Annotated in this window: 17 protein-coding genes; 12 read left to right on the forward strand and 5 right to left on the reverse strand. The window is 71.9% G+C overall.

Annotated elements, in window-relative coordinates:
* The 3 genes from AOK22_RS05505 to AOK22_RS05515 all read left to right on the forward strand — a co-directional run.
* Positions 1 to 1,353 (forward strand): MFS transporter (locus tag AOK22_RS05505; RefSeq protein ID WP_055697425.1); only part of this gene is annotated, 1,353 nt, incomplete at its 5' end.
* Positions 1,354 to 1,395: 42 nt separating this feature from the next.
* Entirely contained in the window at positions 1,396 to 1,749 is a 354-nt protein-coding gene (locus tag AOK22_RS05510) for a YciI family protein (protein WP_055697426.1), read from the forward strand.
* A gap of 98 nt (positions 1,750 to 1,847) precedes the next feature.
* A complete protein-coding gene (locus tag AOK22_RS05515; RefSeq protein WP_055697439.1) occupies positions 1,848 to 3,053 on the forward strand; it encodes an RNA polymerase sigma factor in 1,206 nt (401 codons plus the stop codon).
* A gap of 66 nt (positions 3,054 to 3,119) precedes the next feature.
* Here the strand turns inward: AOK22_RS05515 and AOK22_RS05520 are convergent, their stop codons facing one another.
* A complete protein-coding gene (locus tag AOK22_RS05520) occupies positions 3,120 to 4,358 on the reverse strand; it encodes a class I SAM-dependent methyltransferase (protein WP_055697427.1) in 1,239 nt (412 codons plus the stop codon).
* 82 nt (positions 4,359 to 4,440) lie between these two features.
* Here AOK22_RS05520 and AOK22_RS05525 point away from each other — a divergent pair, with 82 nt between their 5' ends.
* From AOK22_RS05525 to groL, 3 genes are all read left to right on the forward strand, one after another.
* Positions 4,441 to 5,367 carry a polysaccharide deacetylase family protein gene (locus tag AOK22_RS05525; protein ID WP_055697428.1) on the forward strand — a complete coding sequence of 309 codons (927 nt, stop codon included), beginning with the start codon at positions 4,441 to 4,443 and terminating at the stop codon, positions 5,365 to 5,367.
* A gap of 558 nt (positions 5,368 to 5,925) precedes the next feature.
* Positions 5,926 to 6,234, forward strand: a complete 309-nt coding sequence (gene groES, locus AOK22_RS05530) for a co-chaperone GroES (RefSeq protein ID WP_006347174.1) — start codon at positions 5,926 to 5,928, stop codon at positions 6,232 to 6,234.
* Between the two features lie 113 nt (positions 6,235 to 6,347).
* Positions 6,348 to 7,976, forward strand: a complete 1,629-nt coding sequence (gene groL, locus AOK22_RS05535) for a chaperonin GroEL (protein WP_055697429.1) — start codon at positions 6,348 to 6,350, stop codon at positions 7,974 to 7,976.
* Positions 7,977 to 8,066: 90 nt separating this feature from the next.
* Here groL and AOK22_RS05540 read toward each other — a convergent pair whose 3' ends face one another.
* Positions 8,067 to 8,840: an SDR family NAD(P)-dependent oxidoreductase gene (locus AOK22_RS05540; RefSeq protein ID WP_055697430.1), complete on the reverse strand. Its 774-nt coding sequence runs from the start codon at positions 8,838 to 8,840 to the stop codon at positions 8,067 to 8,069.
* 19 nt (positions 8,841 to 8,859) lie between these two features.
* Positions 8,860 to 9,537, reverse strand: coding sequence for an MOSC domain-containing protein (locus tag AOK22_RS05545; protein ID WP_055697431.1), 678 nt, complete (start codon positions 9,535 to 9,537; stop codon positions 8,860 to 8,862).
* Positions 9,538 to 9,617: 80 nt separating this feature from the next.
* Here AOK22_RS05545 and AOK22_RS05550 point away from each other — a divergent pair, with 80 nt between their 5' ends.
* The gene (locus AOK22_RS05550; protein ID WP_055697432.1) at positions 9,618 to 10,514 is read left to right on the forward strand and encodes a LysR family transcriptional regulator; all 897 of its coding nucleotides are present in this window, start codon (positions 9,618 to 9,620) and stop codon (positions 10,512 to 10,514) included.
* Between the two features lie 48 nt (positions 10,515 to 10,562).
* Here AOK22_RS05550 and AOK22_RS05555 read toward each other — a convergent pair whose 3' ends face one another.
* A complete protein-coding gene (locus AOK22_RS05555) occupies positions 10,563 to 10,895 on the reverse strand; it encodes a WhiB family transcriptional regulator (protein ID WP_055697433.1) in 333 nt (110 codons plus the stop codon).
* Between the two features lie 389 nt (positions 10,896 to 11,284).
* Between AOK22_RS05555 and AOK22_RS05560 the strand changes: the two genes are divergently transcribed.
* The 4 genes from AOK22_RS05560 to AOK22_RS05575 all read left to right on the forward strand — a co-directional run bounded on the left by AOK22_RS05560 (position 11,285) and on the right by AOK22_RS05575 (position 15,576).
* Complete coding sequence (locus AOK22_RS05560) at positions 11,285 to 11,896, forward strand: response regulator transcription factor (protein WP_003948568.1); 612 nt, start codon at positions 11,285 to 11,287, stop codon at positions 11,894 to 11,896.
* A 245-nt stretch (positions 11,897 to 12,141) separates the two neighbouring features.
* Positions 12,142 to 12,717 carry a sigma-70 family RNA polymerase sigma factor gene (locus AOK22_RS05565; protein WP_055697434.1) on the forward strand — a complete coding sequence of 192 codons (576 nt, stop codon included), beginning with the start codon at positions 12,142 to 12,144 and terminating at the stop codon, positions 12,715 to 12,717.
* 114 nt (positions 12,718 to 12,831) lie between these two features.
* A complete protein-coding gene (guaB, locus tag AOK22_RS05570) occupies positions 12,832 to 14,340 on the forward strand; it encodes an IMP dehydrogenase (protein ID WP_055697435.1) in 1,509 nt (502 codons plus the stop codon).
* Positions 14,341 to 14,451: 111 nt separating this feature from the next.
* Positions 14,452 to 15,576, forward strand: a complete 1,125-nt coding sequence (locus AOK22_RS05575) for a GuaB3 family IMP dehydrogenase-related protein (protein WP_055697436.1) — start codon at positions 14,452 to 14,454, stop codon at positions 15,574 to 15,576.
* Between the two features lie 77 nt (positions 15,577 to 15,653).
* Here AOK22_RS05575 and AOK22_RS05580 read toward each other — a convergent pair whose 3' ends face one another.
* A complete protein-coding gene (locus tag AOK22_RS05580) occupies positions 15,654 to 16,907 on the reverse strand; it encodes a nucleotide sugar dehydrogenase (protein ID WP_055697437.1) in 1,254 nt (417 codons plus the stop codon).
* A 227-nt stretch (positions 16,908 to 17,134) separates the two neighbouring features.
* Between AOK22_RS05580 and AOK22_RS05585 the strand changes: the two genes are divergently transcribed.
* Positions 17,135 to 18,844: a glycerol-3-phosphate dehydrogenase/oxidase gene (locus AOK22_RS05585; RefSeq protein ID WP_079036361.1), complete on the forward strand. Its 1,710-nt coding sequence runs from the start codon at positions 17,135 to 17,137 to the stop codon at positions 18,842 to 18,844.
* The last annotated feature ends 208 nt before the right edge of the window (positions 18,845 to 19,052 follow it).

Consider the following 19,052-nt stretch of genomic DNA (forward strand, 5'->3'; position numbering starts at 1 on the left):
TGGGTCGTCAACGCCTACGCGCTCGCCTTCGGCGGCCTGCTCATGCTCGGCGGCCGCCTCGCCGACCTGGCGGGACGGCGGCGCACCCTCGTCGGTGGGTTCGTCGTCTTCGGCGCGGCGAGCCTCGCCGGCGGCCTCGCCCTGACACCGGGGCAGCTCATCGCGGCGCGGGCGGTGCAGGGCGCCGGCGCGGCGGCGCTCGCCCCGGTCGCCCTCGCGCTGATCACCGTCACCTACGCGGCGGGGCCCGCCCGTTCCCGCGCGCTCGGGCTGTGGGGCGTCTCCGGCGCGCTCGGTGGCGCCGTCGGGATCATGGCGGGCGGCCTGCTCACCGACTGGGTGGGCTGGCGCTCCGTGATGCTGATCAACGTCCCCGTGGTGATCGGCGCGCTGCTCGCCGCCCGCCGCGGGGTGCCCGCCGACCGCCGCACGGGACCCGCGCCGCGCCTCGACGTGACCGGCGCCCTGCTCGTCACGGCCGGCATGGCGGCGCTCGTGCTCGGCCTCGTGCGCACGGAGACGTACGGCTGGGCCTCGGGCACCACGCTCGGCACCCTCGCCCTCGCGCTCGTCCTGCTCGCCGCCTTCGTCGCCGTCGAGGCCCGCAAGCGGGAACCGCTGCTGCGCCTCGGCCTGCTCGGCACGGCCCACCGGCCGGTGCTCTCCGCGAACGTCTTCGCGCTGCTGATGTCCTCGGGCCAGTTCGCCGCCTTCTACTTCACCTCGCTCCACCTCCAGCAGGTGCTGGGGTACGGGCCGACGGCGGCCGGCGCCGCGTTCCTGCCGTTCTGCGCGGGCGTCGTGGCCGGGTCGACGGTGGCGACGCGGACCGTGGGGCGGCTCGGCGAGCGGACGCTGCTCGTGGCGGGCGGGCTGCTCGGTGCCGCCGGGTTCGGGTGGTTCGCGCTGACCGTCGAGGCGGGCGGAACCTTCCTCGGCTCGATCCTCGGGCCGTCCCTCGTCGCGAGCGTCGGCATCGGCATGTGCTTCGTACCGCTGGGCACGGCGGCCACCAGCGGCGTCGCCCCCGAGGAGACCGGCATGGCCTCCGGGCTGCTCAACAGCTCGCGCCAGCTCGGCGGCTCGCTGGGCCTCGCCGTCCTGGTCACCGTCGCGGCGAGCGCCACGGGCGCCGGGCGGGACCGGGCCGCCCTCGCCGAGGGGCACGCGGCGGCCTTCGCGGTCTCCGCCGGACTCCTGGTCGCGGCCGCACTGGCCACCGCGGTGCTGCACGGCCGCCGCACCTCCGCCACGAAACCGCCGCGACCTGCGGAAACGTACTCCTCGGAAGAAAGTTCAAAGAATCTCGGCGACGATGTCGAAACGGGCGTCTCCCGTTCGACGCAGGGGTGAGAGGCGAGGAGAAGCCCCGCCGCCACCCGATGGGAGACCACCATGCCGCGCTACATGACGCTGATCCGCATCGACGAGAACAACGCCCCCGAGGGCGGCCCGAGCCCCGAGCTCCAGGAGCGCATGGGCGCGCTGCTCGAAGAGATCACCAAGGCCGGGGTCATGCTCGACACCGCGGGCCTGCGCCCGACCGTCGAGGGCGCCCGCGTCACCTGGGACAAGGGCGAACTGTCCGTCACCGACGGCCCGTTCACCGAGACCAAGGAGGTCATCGGCGGCTACTCCATCTGCCAGGCCAAGGACATGGCCGAGGCCGTCGAGTGGACCAAGCGGTTCCTGAAGACCCACGAGGACTACTGGACGATCACCGCAGAGGTCCGGGAGATCGAGGGCTGACGCCCCGCCTTTGCGGCCGTGGCGCCGGGGTGCTCTGATGGGTGGCCGTGAGCCACCCTCCGGAGCACCCCCGCCGCACCGTGGAGACCGTCTTCCGCATGGAGGCGCCGCGCATCATCGCCGGCGTCGCGCGGATCGTACGGGACGTCGGCATCGCCGAGGAGCTGGCGCAGGACGCCCTGGTGGCCGCCCTCGAACAGTGGCCCGAGCAGGGCGTCCCCGACAACCCGGGCGCCTGGCTCATGACCGCCGCCCGGCGCCGCGCCGTCGACCTCGTCAGACGCCGCGAGCGCTACGCGCGCAAGCTGGCCGAGATGGGCCGCGACCTGGAGTCCGCGCCGCCCCACCTGGACGAGCCCGCCGATCCCGACGCCATCGACGACGACCTCCTGCGCCTCGTCTTCACCGCCTGCCACCCGGTGCTCTCCACGGAGGCCCGCGTGGCGCTCACCCTGCGTCTGCTCGGCGGCCTGACCACCGCGGAGATCGCCCGCGCCGTGCTCACGCCGGAGCCGACCGTGGCCCAGCGGATCTCGCGGGCCAAGCGCACCCTGGCCGCCAAGGCCGTCGCCTTCGAGGTCCCCTACGGCCCGGACCGCGAGGCCCGCCTCGGCTCGGTCCTGGAGGTCATCTACCTCATCTTCAACGAGGGGTACGCCGCCACGGCGGGCGACGACTGGCTGCGCCCGGCCCTGTGCGAGGACGCCCTGCGGCTCGCCCGGGTGCTCGCGGGCCTCATGCCCAAGGAGCCCGAAGTGCACGGCCTGGCCGCGCTCCTGGAGCTCCAGGCGTCGCGCTCGGCCGCCCGCACGGGCCCCTCCGGCGAGCCCGTGCTGCTCAAGGACCAGAGCCGGACCCGCTGGAACCAGATGCTGATCCGGCGCGGATTCGCCGCCCTCGCCCGCGCCCAGAGCACCGCGGACGGCCCCCTCGGTCCGTACGCCCTCCAGGCCGCGATCGCCGCCTGTCACGCCCACGCGCACACGTACGAGGAGACCGACTGGCGGCAGATCGCCGCGCTCTACGACCTCCTCGCGGCCCGCACGCCGTCCCCGGTCGTCGAGCTGAACCGCGCGGTCGCGGTCGCGATGGCGCGGGGCCCCGAGGCGGGCCTGGCCCTGGTCGACGCGCTGGCCGCCGAACCGGCCCTGCGGGACTACCACTTGCTGCCCAGCGTGCGGGGGGACCTGCTGGAGCGGCTCGGCCGCCGGGCCGAGGCGCGTGCGGAGTTCGAACGGGCGGCGGCACTGGCGCGCAACGAGCGGGAGCGGGGGTTGCTGCGGGCGCGGGCGGACGGCTGCTGAGGCCCGCTGCGAGGGCGTTCCCGCTCCGCGGGCCGTGGGGGCTCGTCGCGCGGTTCCCCGCGCCCCTTACGGGGCCGGGTGGCCGACCAGCATCGTCGGCGCCCCCGCCACCCGCGTCAGGAAGACGGTGGCCGCGTTCCTCCCCTGCGGCTTCACCTTGCGGCGCAGTTCCTCCGGCTCGACGGCCGAGCCCCGCTTCTTCACCGTCAGGATGCCGACCTCCCGCTCCCGCAGCAGGGCCTTCAACTTCTTGACGTTGAAGGGGAGCCGGTCGGTGATCTCGTACGCGGTGGCGTACGCGGTGCGGTGGTGCTCGTCGGAGGTGACGTAGGCGATGGTCTCGTCGATCAGCCCGCCCGCCACCTCCTCGGCCACCCGGGCGACCAGATGGGCGCGGATGACGGCGCCGTCCGGCTCGTACAAGTAGCGCCCCACGGAACGCACTTCGGGGTCGGGCGGCATCGTGGCGAGCGAGGTCCACAGGGAGGCGCCGCCGGGCAGCAGCGTCGCGCGGTGCGAGGCGGGCGCGCCCGTGCCGAACCACAGCACCGCCTCCTTCACGTCGCCGCCGTCCGAGATCCACTCGGCCTCCGCCTCGGCGGGGACCGCCTCGTGCGGAATGCCCGGCGCGATCTTCAGCGCGGCGTGCGGAGCCTTGAGCGCCGCCTCGACGGCCCAGGACAGGGGCGGGGAGTAGGCCTCGGGGTCGAAGATGCGGCCGCGCTTGGCGGAGCGCCGGGCCGGGTCGACGAACACCGCGTCGTGCGCCGAGGTGTCCACGTCGGTGACGTCGGCCTCGCGGACCTCGATCAGCTCGGCGAGCCCGAGCGCCTCGGCGTTCGCGCGGGCGACCGCGCAGGTCAGCGGGTCCCGGTCGACGGCGAGCACGGAGACCCCGGCCCGCGCCAGGGCGATGGCGTCGCCGCCGATGCCGCAGCAGAGGTCGGCGAGGGTGCGTACGCCGAGGGCCTTGAAGCGCTCGGCGCGGTACGCGGCGACGGACGTGCGCGTCGCCTGCTCGACGCCGTTCGGCGTGAAGAACATCAGGGCCGCGTCCTCGGCGCCGAACTTCGCCGCGGCCCGCTGCCGCAGCCGCGCCTGCGCCAGTGCCGCGGAGACCAGCGGCGCCGGGTGCTCGCGGCGCAGCCGGGTCGCGGCGGCGAGCTCCTGCGCGGGATCGACGTCCCGCACCTCGTCGAGCAGGGCGCGGCCCTCCTCGGTGCGGAGGGCGGCGAAGGCGGCGAGGGGGTCGTCGAGGCCGGCGTCGCGGCCGCTCGGCGTGTTCGGGTCGTTCACCCGCCCCATTGTGGGCCAGTCGGTGGATGGTGCGCGGCCGGTGGCGGTGTCGGCCCCCCGAAGGGGGCGTGAGCTGCGAGGATCCGGCGCCATGCAACTAGTACGACAAAAGGAAGAATCCGCCAGAAGACGGAAGAACCAGACGCGTGTCGCGCTGGCCGTCCTCGTCGTCGCCGCGATCGCGTCGGGCTGTGCCTCCGGCGCCGACTCGGACGCGGTCAAGCCGGCCCACGGCCAGCAGCCGCTGCAGGCCCCGCCCGCCCGCGCCCTCGACTCCTACGCCCAGAAGCTCGCCGCCGCCCAGGCCGCGCGGGCCGCGGCCGCCAAGCGCTGGGGCCTGGCCGCCACCCCGCTGGCCGCGCCGCCCGCGCCGAGGACCAAGCCGCGGATCACCACCCGCAAGGGCTTCGAGGTGAAGGGCCAGGCGAGCCTGCCGCCCGTCTTCACGACCGTCCCCACCAAGGACAAGGTCGTCTTCCTCACCATCGACGACGGCGCCGAGAAGGACCCGGAGCTGCTCAGGATGATGAGCGAGCTGCGGATCCCGTACACGGCGTTCCTCAGCGACTACCTGGTCAAGGAGGACTACGGCTACTTCAAGAAGATGCAGGACCGCGGTGTCTCCCTGAACAACCACACGCTCAACCACCGCTACCTGCCCGGACTTTCGTACGAGGCGCAGCGCCGCGAGATCTGCGGCATGCAGGACACCATCGAGAAGCGCTACGGCAAGCGCCCCGAACTCTTCCGGCCGCCCTACGGCAACTACAACGCCGACACCCTGCGCGCCGCCAAGTCCTGCGGCGTCAAGGCGGTCCCGCTGTGGGCGTCGGAGGGCTTCGCCGACCACATGGAGTGGCGCGAGTGGGACCGGGACCTGCACCCCGGCGACATCATCCTCACGCACTTCCGGGGCCGCGAGGACTGGAAGGGCACCATGCCCGACATGGTCCGCAAGGTCATGAAGACGGTCACGGACAAGGGGTACGCGGTGGCCAGGCTGGAGGACTACCTGTGACCCCCCGGGCGCGAGCGCGCCGCCGCCTCCTCGCCGGGGCCCTGCTCTGCGGCGTACTCGCGCCCGCCCTGCTCACGGGCTGCGGGGAATCGGTGGACCCGATCGAGAGGCTGGGCCGCAAGGCGGCACAGAAACTCCCGGCACGAAAGTCGACGGGCCACCCAGGAGCCCCCCATCGCTGTGGGCAGGCGTTCCGCACGGCGGAACGGGTGGGCACGGCCCCCGGTGCCGAGCACGAGGAACCGGGACGCCGGCGCATCGCGGAGAGTCCGCCACGGCCGGCAGCGGGAGAACCGAGCCCTCCGAGAACCCGCTGCCCCGACAGGGGCAAGAGGCCGCCCACCCCGGCGCGGGGCACCCCGCCCCCCTGAACCGACGCAGTCGATTGGCACTCCGCTTGACCGAGTGCTAATCCCCGTCCTAGTCTCGCTTCTGGCACTCCCCACTGGAGAGTGCCAACAGCGACGGGCAGGTCCGGCACCCGCGACGACGGATCCACCTGGTCGCCACACCTCAGACTCTTAACCCCGTGAGATCTCCGAAGGGGGAGACCGGATCGTGACGACCGCCAGCTCCAAGGTTGCCATCAAGCCGCTCGAGGACCGCATTGTGGTCCAGCCGCTCGACGCCGAGCAGACCACGGCCTCCGGCCTGGTCATTCCGGACACCGCGAAGGAGAAGCCCCAGGAGGGCGCCGTCCTCGCCGTGGGCCCGGGCCGCTTCGAGAACGGCGAGCGCCTGCCGCTCGACGTCAAGGTCGGCGATGTCGTGCTGTACAGCAAGTACGGCGGCACCGAGGTGAAGTACAACGGCGACGAGTACCTCGTCCTCTCGGCCCGCGACGTGCTCGCGATCGTCGAGAAGTAATTCACCCAGCAGATTTGCTTTTCTGAGCTGCGCCCCTGGTCACCCCGCTGATTGCCGGGCGGCGAGGGGCGCAGTTCGTTCACCCGAGTTTTCGAGAGGGCTGAATCGCTCCCATGGCGAAGATCCTGAAGTTCGACGAGGACGCCCGTCGCGCCCTTGAGCGCGGCGTCAACAAGCTTGCCGACACGGTCAAGGTGACGATCGGCCCCCGCGGCCGCAACGTCGTCATCGACAAGAAGTTCGGCGCTCCGACCATCACCAACGACGGCGTCACCATCGCCCGTGAGGTCGAGGTCGAGGACCCGTACGAGAACCTCGGTGCCCAGCTGGTGAAGGAGGTGGCGACCAAGACCAACGACATCGCGGGTGACGGCACCACCACCGCCACCGTGCTCGCCCAGGCCCTGGTCAAGGAAGGCCTGCGCAACGTCGCCGCCGGCGCCTCCCCGGCCGCCCTGAAGAAGGGCATCGACGCCGCCGTCGCGGCCGTCTCCGAGGAACTCCTCGCCACCGCCCGTCCGATCGACGACAAGGCCGACATCGCGGCCGTCGCCGGTCTGTCCGCCCAGGACCCGCAGGTCGGCGAGCTCATCGCCGAGGCGATGGACAAGGTCGGCAAGGACGGTGTCATCACCGTCGAGGAGTCCAACACCTTCGGTCTGGAGCTGGACTTCACCGAGGGCATGGCCTTCGACAAGGGCTACCTGTCGCCGTACATGGTGTCCGACCAGGAGCGTATGGAGGCCGTCCTCGACGACCCGTACATCCTGATCCACCAGGGCAAGATCTCCTCGATCCAGGACCTGCTGCCGCTGCTGGAGAAGGTCATCCAGGCCAACTCCTCGAAGCCGCTCCTGATCATCGCCGAGGACGTCGAGGGCGAGGCCCTCTCGACCCTCGTCGTGAACAAGATCCGCGGCACCTTCAACGCCGTCGCGGTGAAGGCCCCCGGCTTCGGCGACCGCCGCAAGGCGATGCTCGGCGACATGGCCACCCTCACCGGCGGCACCGTCATCGCCGAGGAGGTCGGCCTCAAGCTCGACCAGGTCGGCCTGGACGTGCTCGGCACCGCCCGCCGCGTCACCATCACCAAGGACGACACGACGATCGTCGACGGCGGCGGCAACAGCGCCGACGTCGAGGGCCGCGTCGCCCAGATCAAGGCCGAGATCGAGGCCACGGACTCCGACTGGGACCGCGAGAAGCTCCAGGAGCGCCTCGCGAAGCTGGCCGGCGGCGTGTGCGTCATCAAGGTCGGCGCCGCCACCGAGGTGGAGCTGAAGGAGAAGAAGCACCGTCTGGAGGACGCCATCTCCGCGACCCGCGCCGCGGTCGAGGAGGGCATCGTCTCCGGTGGTGGCTCCGCGCTGGTCCACGCCGTCAAGGTCCTCGAGGGCAACCTCGGCAAGGACGGCGACGAGGCCACCGGTGTGGCGGTCGTCCGCCGCGCCGCCGTCGAGCCGCTGCGCTGGATCGCCGAGAACGCCGGCCTCGAGGGCTACGTCATCACCTCGAAGGTCGCCGAGCTCGACAAGGGCTTCGGCTTCAACGCCGCCACCGGCGAGTACGGCGACCTGGTCAAGGCCGGCGTCATCGACCCGGTCAAGGTCACCCGCTCCGCCCTGGAGAACGCCGCGTCCATCGCGTCGCTGCTCCTCACGACCGAGACCCTGGTCGTCGAGAAGCCGGCCGAGGAAGAGGCCGAGGCCGGTCACGGCCACGGTCACGGCCACGCGCACTGACCCGCCGCGCCCGGCTCGAACGGTGACCGAGGCCCGGCTCCCCTTCGCGGGGAGCCGGGCCTCGGTCCTTTTCGGCCGCGCGTCCGCTTCCTACTGCGGGCCGTACTTGCGTCCCGTCTTCGACGTGATGCCGCCGAGCAGGCCCCTCGGCGCCACCTTCACCACGCCCATCAGCGCCTTGTAGCGCGGGTCCGGCACCGACAGGGTCTTGCCGCGCGAGAGGTCCGCCAGCGCGGTCGTGACCAGCTTGTCCGCGTCGAGCCACATCCAGCCCGGGATGTTGGACGTGCCCATCCCGGCGCGCTGGTGGAACTCGGTCCGTACGAAGCCGGGGCACAGCGCCATCAGCCGCACCCCGGAGCCGGCCAGGTCCTTCGCCGCGCCCTGCGTGAACTGCACGACCCACGCCTTCGAGGCGCCGTACGTCCCGCGCGGCACGAACGCCGCCACCGACGCCACGTTCACGACGCCGCCGCGGCCGCGCTCCCGCATCGACCGCGTCGCCGCCGACGTCAGCCGGAGCACCGCCTCGCAGTGCACCTTGAGCATGGTCAGCTCGTCGGCGAGCGAGACCTCCAGGTAACGGCCCTTGTTGCCGAATCCGGCGTTGTTGATCAGGAGGTCGACCGGGTCCCTGCGGTTGCCCAGGCGCTGCTCGACGGCCTCGATGCCCTCGTCCGTGGCGAGGTCCGCGGTCAGCACCTCCGCCTCGATGCCGTGCCGGTCGTGCAGTTCGGTCGCCTGGTCCCGCAGTCGCTTGGTGTCGCGCGCCACCAGAACGAGGTTGTGCCCGTCACCGGCGAGGCGCCGCGCGAAGGCGGCGCCGATGCCGGCGGTTGATCCCGTAATCAGAGCCGTAGTCATGCGCCAAGGCTAGTGAGATCTAGTGACCGCTGTGTTGCGCGTACTTCGCCACGTACGTGTGCGCGCGCTCGGTCGCCTCGGGGTGCAGCGCGTCGCCCGCCGCCAGCAGACGGGGCAGCAGCTCCTGCTCCGTGGTGACGGCCCGGAAGTAGAGGGCGACGGTCACCTCGTGCTCGGGCCGGCGCACGATCTCGACGGTGTCTCCGGCCCGGATCTCGCCCGGTTCGATCACCCGCAGATAGGCGCCGGGCGCGCACTGCCGGGTGAACCGCTTCATCCACCCCTTCTCGTCCAGGTGGCCCTGGAACGTACGGCAGGGGATGCGGCCGCTCGTCACCTCCAGGACCAGGTCGGGGCCGATCCGCCAGCGCTCGCCGATCTTCGCGCCGTTCACGTCCACGCCCGACGTCGTGAGGTTCTCGCCGAAGACGCCGCAGGACAGGGGCCGGCCCAGCTCGCGCTCCCAGACGTCGAGGTCCTCGCGTGCGTACGCGTACACCGCCTGGTCGTAGCCGCCGTGGTGGCGCAGGTCGCAGATGGCGTCACCGGCGAGGCCGCTCCCGGAGACGCCCTTGGGGCCGGGCGCGGTCACCCGGACCGGGCCCTCGACGGGCTGTTTGTCGATGCCTGTGCCGGCGGGCGCGTCGGAGTACTCGACGGCCTTGGGGCGGCCCACGTTTACCGAAAGAAGCTCCATGCGGGAAGGCTATGCCCGCCGATCTCAAAGCCGCGACGTGATATTTCGCTTCATTCCCAAGCGTCGCTTATGCTCGTCTCATGATCGAGGCCCGTCATCTCCGTGTCCTGCGCGCCGTGGCCGCCACCGGCTCGTTCTCGGCCGCGGCCCGCGAGCTCGGCTGCACCCAGCCCGCGGTCAGCCAGCAGATGAAGGCCCTCGAAGCCTCGACCGGCACCCCGCTCCTGATCCGCACGGGCCGCGAGATGCGCCTGACGCAGGCGGGCGAGGCCCTGGTCCGGCACGCCGCGGGCATCCTCGCCGGGCTCACCGCCGCCGAGGAGGAGGTCGCCGCCATCGCGGGCCTGCGCGCGGGCCGGGTCCGGCTCGTCTCCTTCCCCAGCGGCAGCTCGACGCTCGTCCCGGGCGCGCTCGCGGCGCTGCGCGCGGCCCACCCGGGCACCCGCGTCTCCCTCGTGGAGGCCGAGCCGCCGCGCTCGGTGGAGATGCTGCGCGAGGGCGACTGCGACGTGGCGCTCGCGTTCCGGTACGAGGGGGCGACCGCCGCGGAGGAGTGGGACGACCTCGTCGTGCGCCCCCTGCTCGCGGACCGCCTCGTCGGCCTCGTGCCCGAGGGGCACCGGCTCGCCGAGGCGGCGGCGGTCACGATGGGCGAGCTCGCCGACGAGCCGTGGATCGCGGGCTGTCCCCGCTGCCGCAGGCAGCTGGTGGAGGTCTGCGAGAGCGCGGGCTTCGTGCCCCGGATCGACTTCGCGACCGACGACTACCCGGCGGTGATCGGTCTCGTCGGCGCGGGCCTCGGGGTGGCGGTGCTGCCCGAGCTCGCCATCGAGCCGGTGCGCCCCAGGGGTGCACGCACCGTGACGGTGGAGCCCGCGGTGCGGCGGGAGATCGTCGCGCTCACCCTGCCGGACCTGGCCCAGGTGCCGGCCGTCGCCGCCACGCTGGACCACCTCGCGCGGGCCGCGGCCCGCTGACGGAGGGGCGGGGGACCCGCCTCCGCGTCCTTTCGAAGAAACGTTCCTTCAGCCGTGTGACACGGCGGCTCTGCCCGCCGGCGCCGAGGCCGTGACCAGGCGGTGGCGCGCGCGGCCCATGAGTTCCTCGCGCTCGTCCTCGGTCAGGCCGCCCCACACGCCGTACGGTTCGCGCACCGCGAGCGCGTGCGCCGCGCACTCCGCGCGCACCGGGCACCGCATGCAGACCTCCTTGGCGGAGTTCTCACGTGCACTGCGCGCCGCTCCGCGCTCGCCCTCCGGGTGGAAGAAGAGCGAGCTGTCGACCCCACGGCAGGCCGCGAGGAGCTGCCAGTCCCAGAGATCTGCGTTCGGTCCGGGAAGGCGGGAGAAATCTGCCATTGCTGGTCCCCTTGAAGCCGTTCTGACGCGGATACGGTGCCGATGACGGTACATCTACTGTCTAAGGAGATGAAAATATGACTCATTGCGAATCTAGCCACAGACACCAGGAAAAGGGAAGAAATGCCGCTAAATGGGGCATAGCTTGTGATGAAAGGTTGAGGGTCTGCCGCGCTCTCTGCGCTGTGTCCGGGCCCTCACGTAGAGTGCCGAAGGTGGCCGATCGCCCCGTAACTCTTTCGGGTGACCGTCGTTGAGAGTGCGAGGCGGTTGAAAGAACAAGCGCTCGGGCAGGTGTCCGAGAGCGTCAACCGCACAGGTGACGAATATGTACCAGCCTGGAGGCTCAAGGTGACGCGCAGCAGCTGTGAGAGCCGCGGAGGACAGTCATGACATCGGTCCTTGTCTGTGACGACTCCCCGCTTGCCCGAGAGGCGCTCCGCCGCGCGGTCGCGACCGTGCCCGGCGTAGAGCGTGTGACGACGGCGGCCAACGGCGAGGAAGTCCTCCGCCGCTGGGGCGCCGACCGCTCGGACCTGATTCTGATGGACGTACGCATGCCCGGTCTGGGCGGCGTGGAGACCGTCCGGCGGCTCCTGTCCGCCGACCCCGGTGCGCGCATCATCATGCTCACCGTCGCCGAGGACCTGGACGGGGTCGCGCTCGCCGTCGCCGCCGGTGCCCGCGGCTATCTGCACAAGGACGCCTCGCGCGCCGAGCTGCGCGCGACCGTCACCCAGGCGCTCGCCGACCCGACCTGGCGGCTCGCCCCGCGCAGGCTGCGCTCGGCCGAGATGGGCGCCGCCCCCACGCTCACCGCGCGCGAGATCCAGGTGCTCGAAGGCATGAGCCACGGCCGGTCGAACGCGGAGATCGGGCGCGAGCTCTTCCTCTCCGAGGACACGGTGAAGACGCACGCCAGGCGCCTGTTCAAGAAGCTCGGTGCCTCGGACCGGGCGCACGCGGTGGCGCTGGGCTTCCGCTGGGGCCTGGTCCGCTAAGTGTGCCGCCGCGGGGGCACGGCATTCCCCGCCCGCCGCGTGGTGGGCGGGGTGACGGATGCCCGCCGCTGCTTGTTTCGTCGCCGATGCCGCATCCTTGAGGTGTGGAGTTCCTCGGGGACGAGTCGATCGAGCGGGAGGGGAGGGCGCAGGAGATGAGTTCCGGCGCACCTGCTCATAACGCTTCAGTGCACAACTACGACCGCGGTGCCACGGACCAGTCGCCGTCAAGGCACCATGGACCGATGCGCGATGACAAGACGACGGTGATCGGTGCCCTCGTCCGTCGCGCCGTGGAGGGCGACGAGCAGGCCACGCACGACCTTCTCGCACACGTCCACCCGCTGGCGCTGCGCTACTGCCGCACCCGCCTGTCCCGACTGCCGGGTGACGCGCGGCACTTCGTGGAGGACCTGGCCCAGGAGGTCTGCGTCGCGGTGCTGCTCGCGCTGCCGCGCTACAAGGACACCGGGCGCCCCTTCGAGGCGTTCGTCTTCGCCATCGCGGCGCACAAGGTGGCCGACCTGCAGCGTGCGGCGATGCGGCATCCGGGATCGACCGCCGTGCCGTCGGACGAGATGCCCGAGCGGCCCGACGACTCGCTCGGCCCGGAGGAGCGGGCGCTGCTCAGCAGTGACGCCGAGTGGGCCAAGAAGCTCCTCGCCAACCTTCCGGAGAACCAGCGCGAGCTGCTGCTGCTCAGGATCGCCGTCGGCCTCACGGCCGAGGAGACCGGGCAGATGTTGGGGATGTCACCCGGCGCGGTGCGCGTCGCCCAGCACCGCGCGCTGAGCCGGTTGCGGGCGCTCGCGGAGCAGTAGCGGAGCCGTACGAACGTACAAAGCTTCTCGATGATCTTGATCGTGGAATGAGACACCTCCGGATCCCGTTAGCATGGACATCCGCACCGATCAAGGCCATTTGGGGAAGGTGTCATGACTGCAAACGTCGACGGAGTGCCCGATAAATTCGCGACACTCGGGCTGACCTACGACGACGTGCTGCTGCTGCCGGGCGCGTCGGACATGGCGCCCGACCAGATCGACACTTCCTCGCTCGTCTCGAAGAACGTCCGGGTGAACGTCCCGCTGCTGTCCGCGGCGATGGACAAGGTCACCGAGTCCCGCATGGCGATCGCCATGGCGCGGCAGGGCGGCGTCGGTGTGCTGCACCGCAACCTCTCCATCGCCGACCAGGCCAACCAGGTCGACCTGGTCAAGCGCTCCGAGTCCGGCATGGTCACCGACCCGATCACGGTGCACCCGGACGCGACGCTGGCCGAGGCCGACGCGATCTGCGCGAAGTTCCGCATCAGCGGCGTCCCGGTCACGGACGCGGCCGGCAAGCTGCTCGGCATCGTCACCAACCGCGACATGGCCTTCGAGTCGGACCGCTCCCGCCAGGTGCGCGAGGTCATGACGCCGATGCCGCTGGTCACCGGCAAGGTCGGCATCTCCGGCGTGGACGCCATGGAGCTGCTGCGCCGCCACAAGATCGAGAAGCTGCCGCTGGTCGACGACGCGGGCGTGCTCAAGGGCCTCATCACGGTCAAGGACTTCGTGAAGGCCGAGAAGTACCCGAACGCCGCGAAGGACAAGGAGGGCCGCCTCCTCGTCGGCGCCGCCGTCGGTGTCGCGGGCGACGCCTTCGAGCGCGCCCAGGCGCTGGTCGCCGCGGGCGTCGACTTCATCGTCGTCGACACCGCGCACGGCCACTCCCGCCTGGTCGGCGACATGGTCGCCAAGATCAAGTCGGACGCCCCGGGCGTCGACGTCATCGGCGGCAACATCGCCACCCGTGACGGCGCCCAGGCGCTCATCGACTCGGGCGTCGACGGCATCAAGGTCGGCGTCGGTCCGGGCTCCATCTGTACGACGCGCGTCGTGGCCGGCATCGGTGTGCCGCAGGTCACGGCCATCTACGAGGCGTCGCTCGCCGCCAAGGAGGCCGGTGTCCCGGTCATCGGCGACGGCGGCCTGCAGTACTCCGGAGACATCGCCAAGGCGCTCGTCGCCGGCGCGGACACCGTCATGCTGGGTTCGCTGCTCGCCGGCTGCGAGGAGTCCCCCGGAGAGCTGCTCTTCATCAACGGCAAGCAGTTCAAGTCGTACCGCGGCATGGGCTCGCTCGGCGCCATGCAGTCGCGCGGCGAGCAGAAGTCCTTCTCCAAGGACCGCTACTTCCAGGAGGGCGTCGCCTCCGACGAGAAGCTGGTGCCCGAGGGCATCGAGGGCCAGGTTCCCTACCGGGGCCCGCTCTCGGCGGTCGTCCACCAGCTGGTGGGCGGGCTGCGCCAGTCGATGTTCTACGTGGGCGGGCGCACCGTCCCGGACCTGCAGGCCAACGGCCGCTTCGTCCGCATCACGTCGGCGGGCCTCAAGGAGAGCCACCCGCACGACATCCAGATGACCGTCGAGGCGCCGAACTACAGCCGCAGCAAGTAGTCGTCCGCCGCCACGCGCGCGTGGAGGGGCGGTCCCGGGTCACCGGGGCCGCCCCTTCCACGCGTGTCGGGGATACTGGACAGGCAGACCAAGAGGGAAAGGCCCCACAACGTGACTGAGATCGAGATCGGGCGCGGCAAGCGCGGCCGCCGCGCGTACGCCTTCGACGACATCGCCGTCGTTCCGAGCCGGCGCACCCGCGACCCGAAGGAGGTCTCGATCGCGTGGCAGATCGACGCCTACCGCTTCGAGCTGCCCTTCCTGGCCGCTCCCATGGACTCCGTGGTCTCGCCGCAGACCGCCATCCGCATCGGTGAGCTCGGCGGCCTCGGCGTGCTGAACCTCGAGGGCCTGTGGACGCGGCACGAGGACCCGCAGCCGCTGCTCGACGAGATCGCCGAGCTGGCCCCGGAGAACGCCACCCGCCGCCTCCAGGAGATCTACTCCGCGCCGATCAAGGCCGACCTCATCGGGCAGCGCATCAAGGAGGTGCGCGACTCGGGCGTCGTCACGGCCGCCGCGCTCTCCCCGCAGCGCACCGCCGAGTTCTCCAAGGCCGTCGTGGACGCGGGCGTCGACATCTTCGTGATCCGCGGCACCACGGTCTCCGCCGAGCACGTCTCCGGCGCCGCCGAGCCGCTGAACCTGAAGCAGTTCATCTACGAGCTGGACGTGCCGGTGATCGTGGGCGGCTGCGCCACCTACACGGCCGCCCTGCACCTGATGCGCACCGGCGCCGCGGGCGTCCTGGTGGGCTTCGGCGGCGGCGCCGCGCACACCACGCGCAACGTCCTGGGCATCCAGGTCCCGATGGCCACCGCCGTCGCCGACGTCGCGGCCGCCCGCCGCGACTACATGGACGAGTCCGGCGGCCGGTACGTGCACGTCATCGCCGACGGCGGCGTGGGCTGGTCCGGCGACCTGCCCAAGGCCATCGCGTGCGGTGCCGACTCCGTGATGATGGGCTCCCCGCTGGCCCGCGCCACGGACGCGCCCGGCAAGGGCCACCACTGGGGCATGGAGGCCGTCCACGAGGACGTGCCGCGCGGCAAGAAGGTCGACCTGGGCACGGTCGGCACGACCGAGGAGATCCTCACGGGTCCGTCGCACATCCCGGACGGCTCGATGAACTTCTTCGGTGCGCTGCGCCGCGCGATGGCGACGACGGGCTACAGCGAGCTCAAGGAGTTCCAGCGCGTCGAGGTGACGGTCGCGGACGCCCAGCACAAGCGCTGACGGACCGTACGCGGGAAAGTCACGCACGACGAAGGGCCTCGGTACTCGGTACCGGGGCCCTTCCGTCGTCTTCGTCGTCACAGCCGGTGCGCGGCGCCCGCCGGGGTCGCGCCCCGGGTGTCCAGGAGCAGCTGCGCCTTCACGGCGAGGCCCTGGAGGTCGTACGTGCGGTGGTGCTGGAGCAGGATCGTGAGGTCGGCGTCGGCCGCCGCCTCGTAGAGGGAGTCGGCGCGCGGGACGGGGCGGCCGAGCACGCTCCAGTTGGGGACGTGCGGGTCGTGGTAGCTGACGGCCGCGCCGAGCTCCATCAGGCGGGTGGCGACCTCCTGGGCGGGGGCGCCCTGCTGGTCGGCGATGTCGGGCTTGTAGGTGACGCCGAGGAGGAGCACGCGGGCGCCGCGGGCGGACTTGCCGTGTTCGTTGAGCAGGGTCGCGGCGCGCTGGATCACGTACTGGGGCATGCGGTCGTTGACCTGCTGGGCCAGCTCGACCATGCGCAGGGGGCGGGTGCCGCGGGCGGGCGTCGGGATGTCGAGCGGGACGCCGTGGCCGCCGACGCCGGGTCCCGGGCGGAAGGCCTGGAAGCCGAAGGGCTTGGTCTCGGCGCAGCGGATGACGTCCCACAGGTCGATGCCGAGGTCGTGGCAGAGGACCGCCATCTCGTTGACCAGGGCCATGTTCACGTGCCGGTAGTTGGTCTCCAGGAGGTGCACGGTCTCGGCCTCGCGGGGGCCGCGGGCGCGGACGACCTTGTCGGTGAGGCGGCCGTAGAAGGCGGCGGCCGACTCGGTGCAGGCCGGGGTGAGGCCTCCGATGACCTTGGGGGTGCCGGCGTAGCCGTGGGTGCGGTTGCCGGGGTCGAGGCGGCCGGGGGAGTGGGCGAGGTGGAAGTCGCGTCCGGCGCGCAGGCCCGAGCCCGCTTCGAGGATGGGGCGCAGGAATTCCTCGGTGGCTCCCGGGTACGCGGGTGACTCCAGGATCACGGTCGTGTGCGGGCGCAGCCGTGCGGCCAGCGCCCGTGCCGCCTCGGCCACCTGGCTCAGGTCGAGCGAGCGGTCGGCGGCCGGCGGAGTGGGGGCGCAGATGACGGCGGTACGGACCCGGCCGAGCTCGACCGGGTTGCTGGTGGGCACGAAGCCCCTGGAGAGCATCCGGCGGACGTCGGCGGCGGTGAGGGTGCCCTCGGCGCCGTCGTTGGGCAGGCGCCCGCCGGCCAGGTCGGCGGCGCGGACGGGGTCGTAGCCGATGGTGGCGATGCCGTGTGCGACGGCGGCCTGCGCGAGGGGCAGGCCGAGGTGGCCGAGACCGATGACAGCGAGATCTGCGGGCATGGCGGTGGGCCGTCCTCCCAATAGCCGGACCGGGACGAGTGCGCAAGCCCTGTGGACAAGGCGGACCAGCGCAATGTCAGACTAGGAGTAAATATGACCGATATGCGGCATTGTGCCGTGCGGAGCTCCGGAGTGTTGTCCACAGGCTGGGGTCGCGATCAGCGGGCGACGGGGAAATCTGGGCATGATGTGAGTCCGACCACACCCGATCTCAACGGGAGGCAGCGGTGAGGACAGCGACACTGGGGCCGGCGGAGCGTGCCGAGTCACTTGCGGGAATGGCGGACCGGGAGCTGGACATCCTGGTCGTGGGCGCGGGCGTGGTCGGCGCGGGGACGGCCCTCGACGCGGTGACCCGCGGCCTGTCCACCGGCCTGGTCGAGGCGCGGGACTGGGCGTCGGGCACCTCCAGCCGGTCGAGCAAGCTGATCCACGGCGGGCTGCGTTATCTGGAGATGCTCGACTTCGCCCTCGTGCGCGAGGCGCTGAAGGAGCGCGGCCTGCTCCTGGAGCGGCTCGCCCCGCACCTCGTGAAGCCGGTGCCGTTCCTCTACCCCTTGCAGCACAAGGGCTGGGAGAGGCTGTACGCGGGATCGGGCGTCGCGCTCTACGACGCCATGTCGATGTCCCGGGGGCACGGCCGCGGTCTGCCCGTGCACCGCCATCTGACGCGCCGCCACGCTCTGCGCGTGGCCCCCTGCCTGAAGAAGGACGCCCTCATCGGCGCGATGCAGTACTACGACGCGCAGATGGACGACGCCCGCTATGTCGCCACGCTGGTGCGCACCGCGTCGGCGTACGGCGCGAAGGTCGCCAACCGCGCGCGGGTCACCGGCTTCCTGCGCGAGGGCGAGCGGGTCGTCGGCGCCCGGGTGCAGGACGTGGAGGGCGGCGGGGAGTACGAGATCCGCGCCAAGCAGGTCGTGAACGCCACGGGCGTGTGGACGGACGACACCCAGGCGATGGTCGGCGAGCGCGGCCAGTTCCACGTCAGGGCGTCCAAGGGCATCCACCTGGTCGTGCCCAAGGACCGGATCAACTCGACGACCGGCCTGATCCTGCGCACCGAGAAGAGCGTCCTGTTCGTCATCCCGTGGGGACGCCACTGGATCGTGGGGACGACCGACACGGACTGGGACCTCGACAAGGCGCACCCGGCCGCCTCCAGCGCCGACATCGACTACCTCCTGGAGCACGTGAACTCGGTGCTCGCGGTCCCGCTCTCCCGCGACGACGTCCAGGGGGTGTACGCGGGCCTGAGGCCGCTGCTCGCCGGGGAGTCCGACGCCACGAGCAAGCTGTCCCGCGAGCACACGGTCGCGCACCCGGCCCCCGGGCTCGTGGTCGTCGCGGGCGGCAAGTACACGACGTACCGCGTGATGGCCAAGGACGCCGTCGACGAGGCGGTGCACGGCCTCGACCAGCGCGTCGCCGACTGCGTCACGGAGGACATCCCGCTGGTCGGCGCCGAGGGCTACAAGGCGCTGTGGAACGCCCGCGCGAGGATCGCCGCGCGCACGGGCCTGCATGTCGTGCGCGTGGAGCACCTGTTGAATCGTTACGGCTCGCTGGCCGAGGAGGTGCTCGAACTGGTCACCGCGGACCCGACGCTGGGTGAGCCGCTGCCCGGTGCGGACGACTACCTGCGGGCCGAGGTCGTCTACGCCGCCTCCCACGAGGGCGCCCGGCACCTCGACGACGTCCTGACGCGGCGCACCCGCATCTCCATCGAGACCTTCGACCGGGGCACGCGCAGCGCCCGGGAGTGCGCCGAGCTGATGGCGCCGGTCCTCGGCTGGGACAAGGACCAGATCGAGCGGGAGGTCCAGCACTACGAGAAGCGGGTGGAGGCCGAGCGGGAGTCGCAGCGGCAGCCGGACGACCTGACGGCGGACGCGGCGCGGCTGGGCGCCCCGGACATCGTGCCGCTCGGCTAGGGGCGGCTTCAGGGAGGGGAGGCGAGAGCGGAACTCGGCGGCCAGAAGCGCCGGTTCCGGTTCCGGGTCGGCCGTCTTGTCCGTGTTGACCCGGAAGGTGATGACGTGTCGGCTCTCGCGGGTGACCGCGGTCCGGGCGTGGTTGCCGTGCGCGGTGCGGGTGTTGAGCGTTCGGAAGAAGGGGGCGATGGGGCGGGAGCGGCGGGAG

Source organism: Streptomyces silaceus (assembly GCF_001419745.1).
GTDB classification, from domain to species: Bacteria; Actinomycetota; Actinomycetes; order Streptomycetales; family Streptomycetaceae; genus Streptomyces; species Streptomyces silaceus.

What these genes read in the sequence shown, in the direction of transcription:
- AOK22_RS05510 (WP_055697426.1), top strand. Translation starts at nt 1,396, where the DNA reads ATGCCGCGCTACATGACGCTGATCCGCATCGACGAGAACAACGCCCCC.
- AOK22_RS05515 (WP_055697439.1), top strand. Translation starts at nt 1,848, where the DNA reads ATGGAGGCGCCGCGCATCATCGCCGGCGTCGCGCGGATCGTACGGGAC.
- AOK22_RS05520 (WP_055697427.1), bottom strand. Translation starts at nt 4,358, where the DNA reads ATGGGGCGGGTGAACGACCCGAACACGCCGAGCGGCCGCGACGCCGGC.
- AOK22_RS05525 (WP_055697428.1), top strand. Translation starts at nt 4,441, where the DNA reads ATGCAACTAGTACGACAAAAGGAAGAATCCGCCAGAAGACGGAAGAAC.
- groL (WP_055697429.1), top strand. Translation starts at nt 6,348, where the DNA reads ATGGCGAAGATCCTGAAGTTCGACGAGGACGCCCGTCGCGCCCTTGAG.
- AOK22_RS05540 (WP_055697430.1), bottom strand. Translation starts at nt 8,840, where the DNA reads ATGACTACGGCTCTGATTACGGGATCAACCGCCGGCATCGGCGCCGCC.
- AOK22_RS05545 (WP_055697431.1), bottom strand. Translation starts at nt 9,537, where the DNA reads ATGGAGCTTCTTTCGGTAAACGTGGGCCGCCCCAAGGCCGTCGAGTAC.
- AOK22_RS05550 (WP_055697432.1), top strand. Translation starts at nt 9,618, where the DNA reads ATGATCGAGGCCCGTCATCTCCGTGTCCTGCGCGCCGTGGCCGCCACC.
- AOK22_RS05555 (WP_055697433.1), bottom strand. Translation starts at nt 10,895, where the DNA reads ATGGCAGATTTCTCCCGCCTTCCCGGACCGAACGCAGATCTCTGGGAC.
- AOK22_RS05560 (WP_003948568.1), top strand. Translation starts at nt 11,285, where the DNA reads ATGACATCGGTCCTTGTCTGTGACGACTCCCCGCTTGCCCGAGAGGCG.
- AOK22_RS05565 (WP_055697434.1), top strand. Translation starts at nt 12,142, where the DNA reads ATGCGCGATGACAAGACGACGGTGATCGGTGCCCTCGTCCGTCGCGCC.
- guaB (WP_055697435.1), top strand. Translation starts at nt 12,832, where the DNA reads ATGACTGCAAACGTCGACGGAGTGCCCGATAAATTCGCGACACTCGGG.
- AOK22_RS05580 (WP_055697437.1), bottom strand. Translation starts at nt 16,907, where the DNA reads ATGCCCGCAGATCTCGCTGTCATCGGTCTCGGCCACCTCGGCCTGCCC.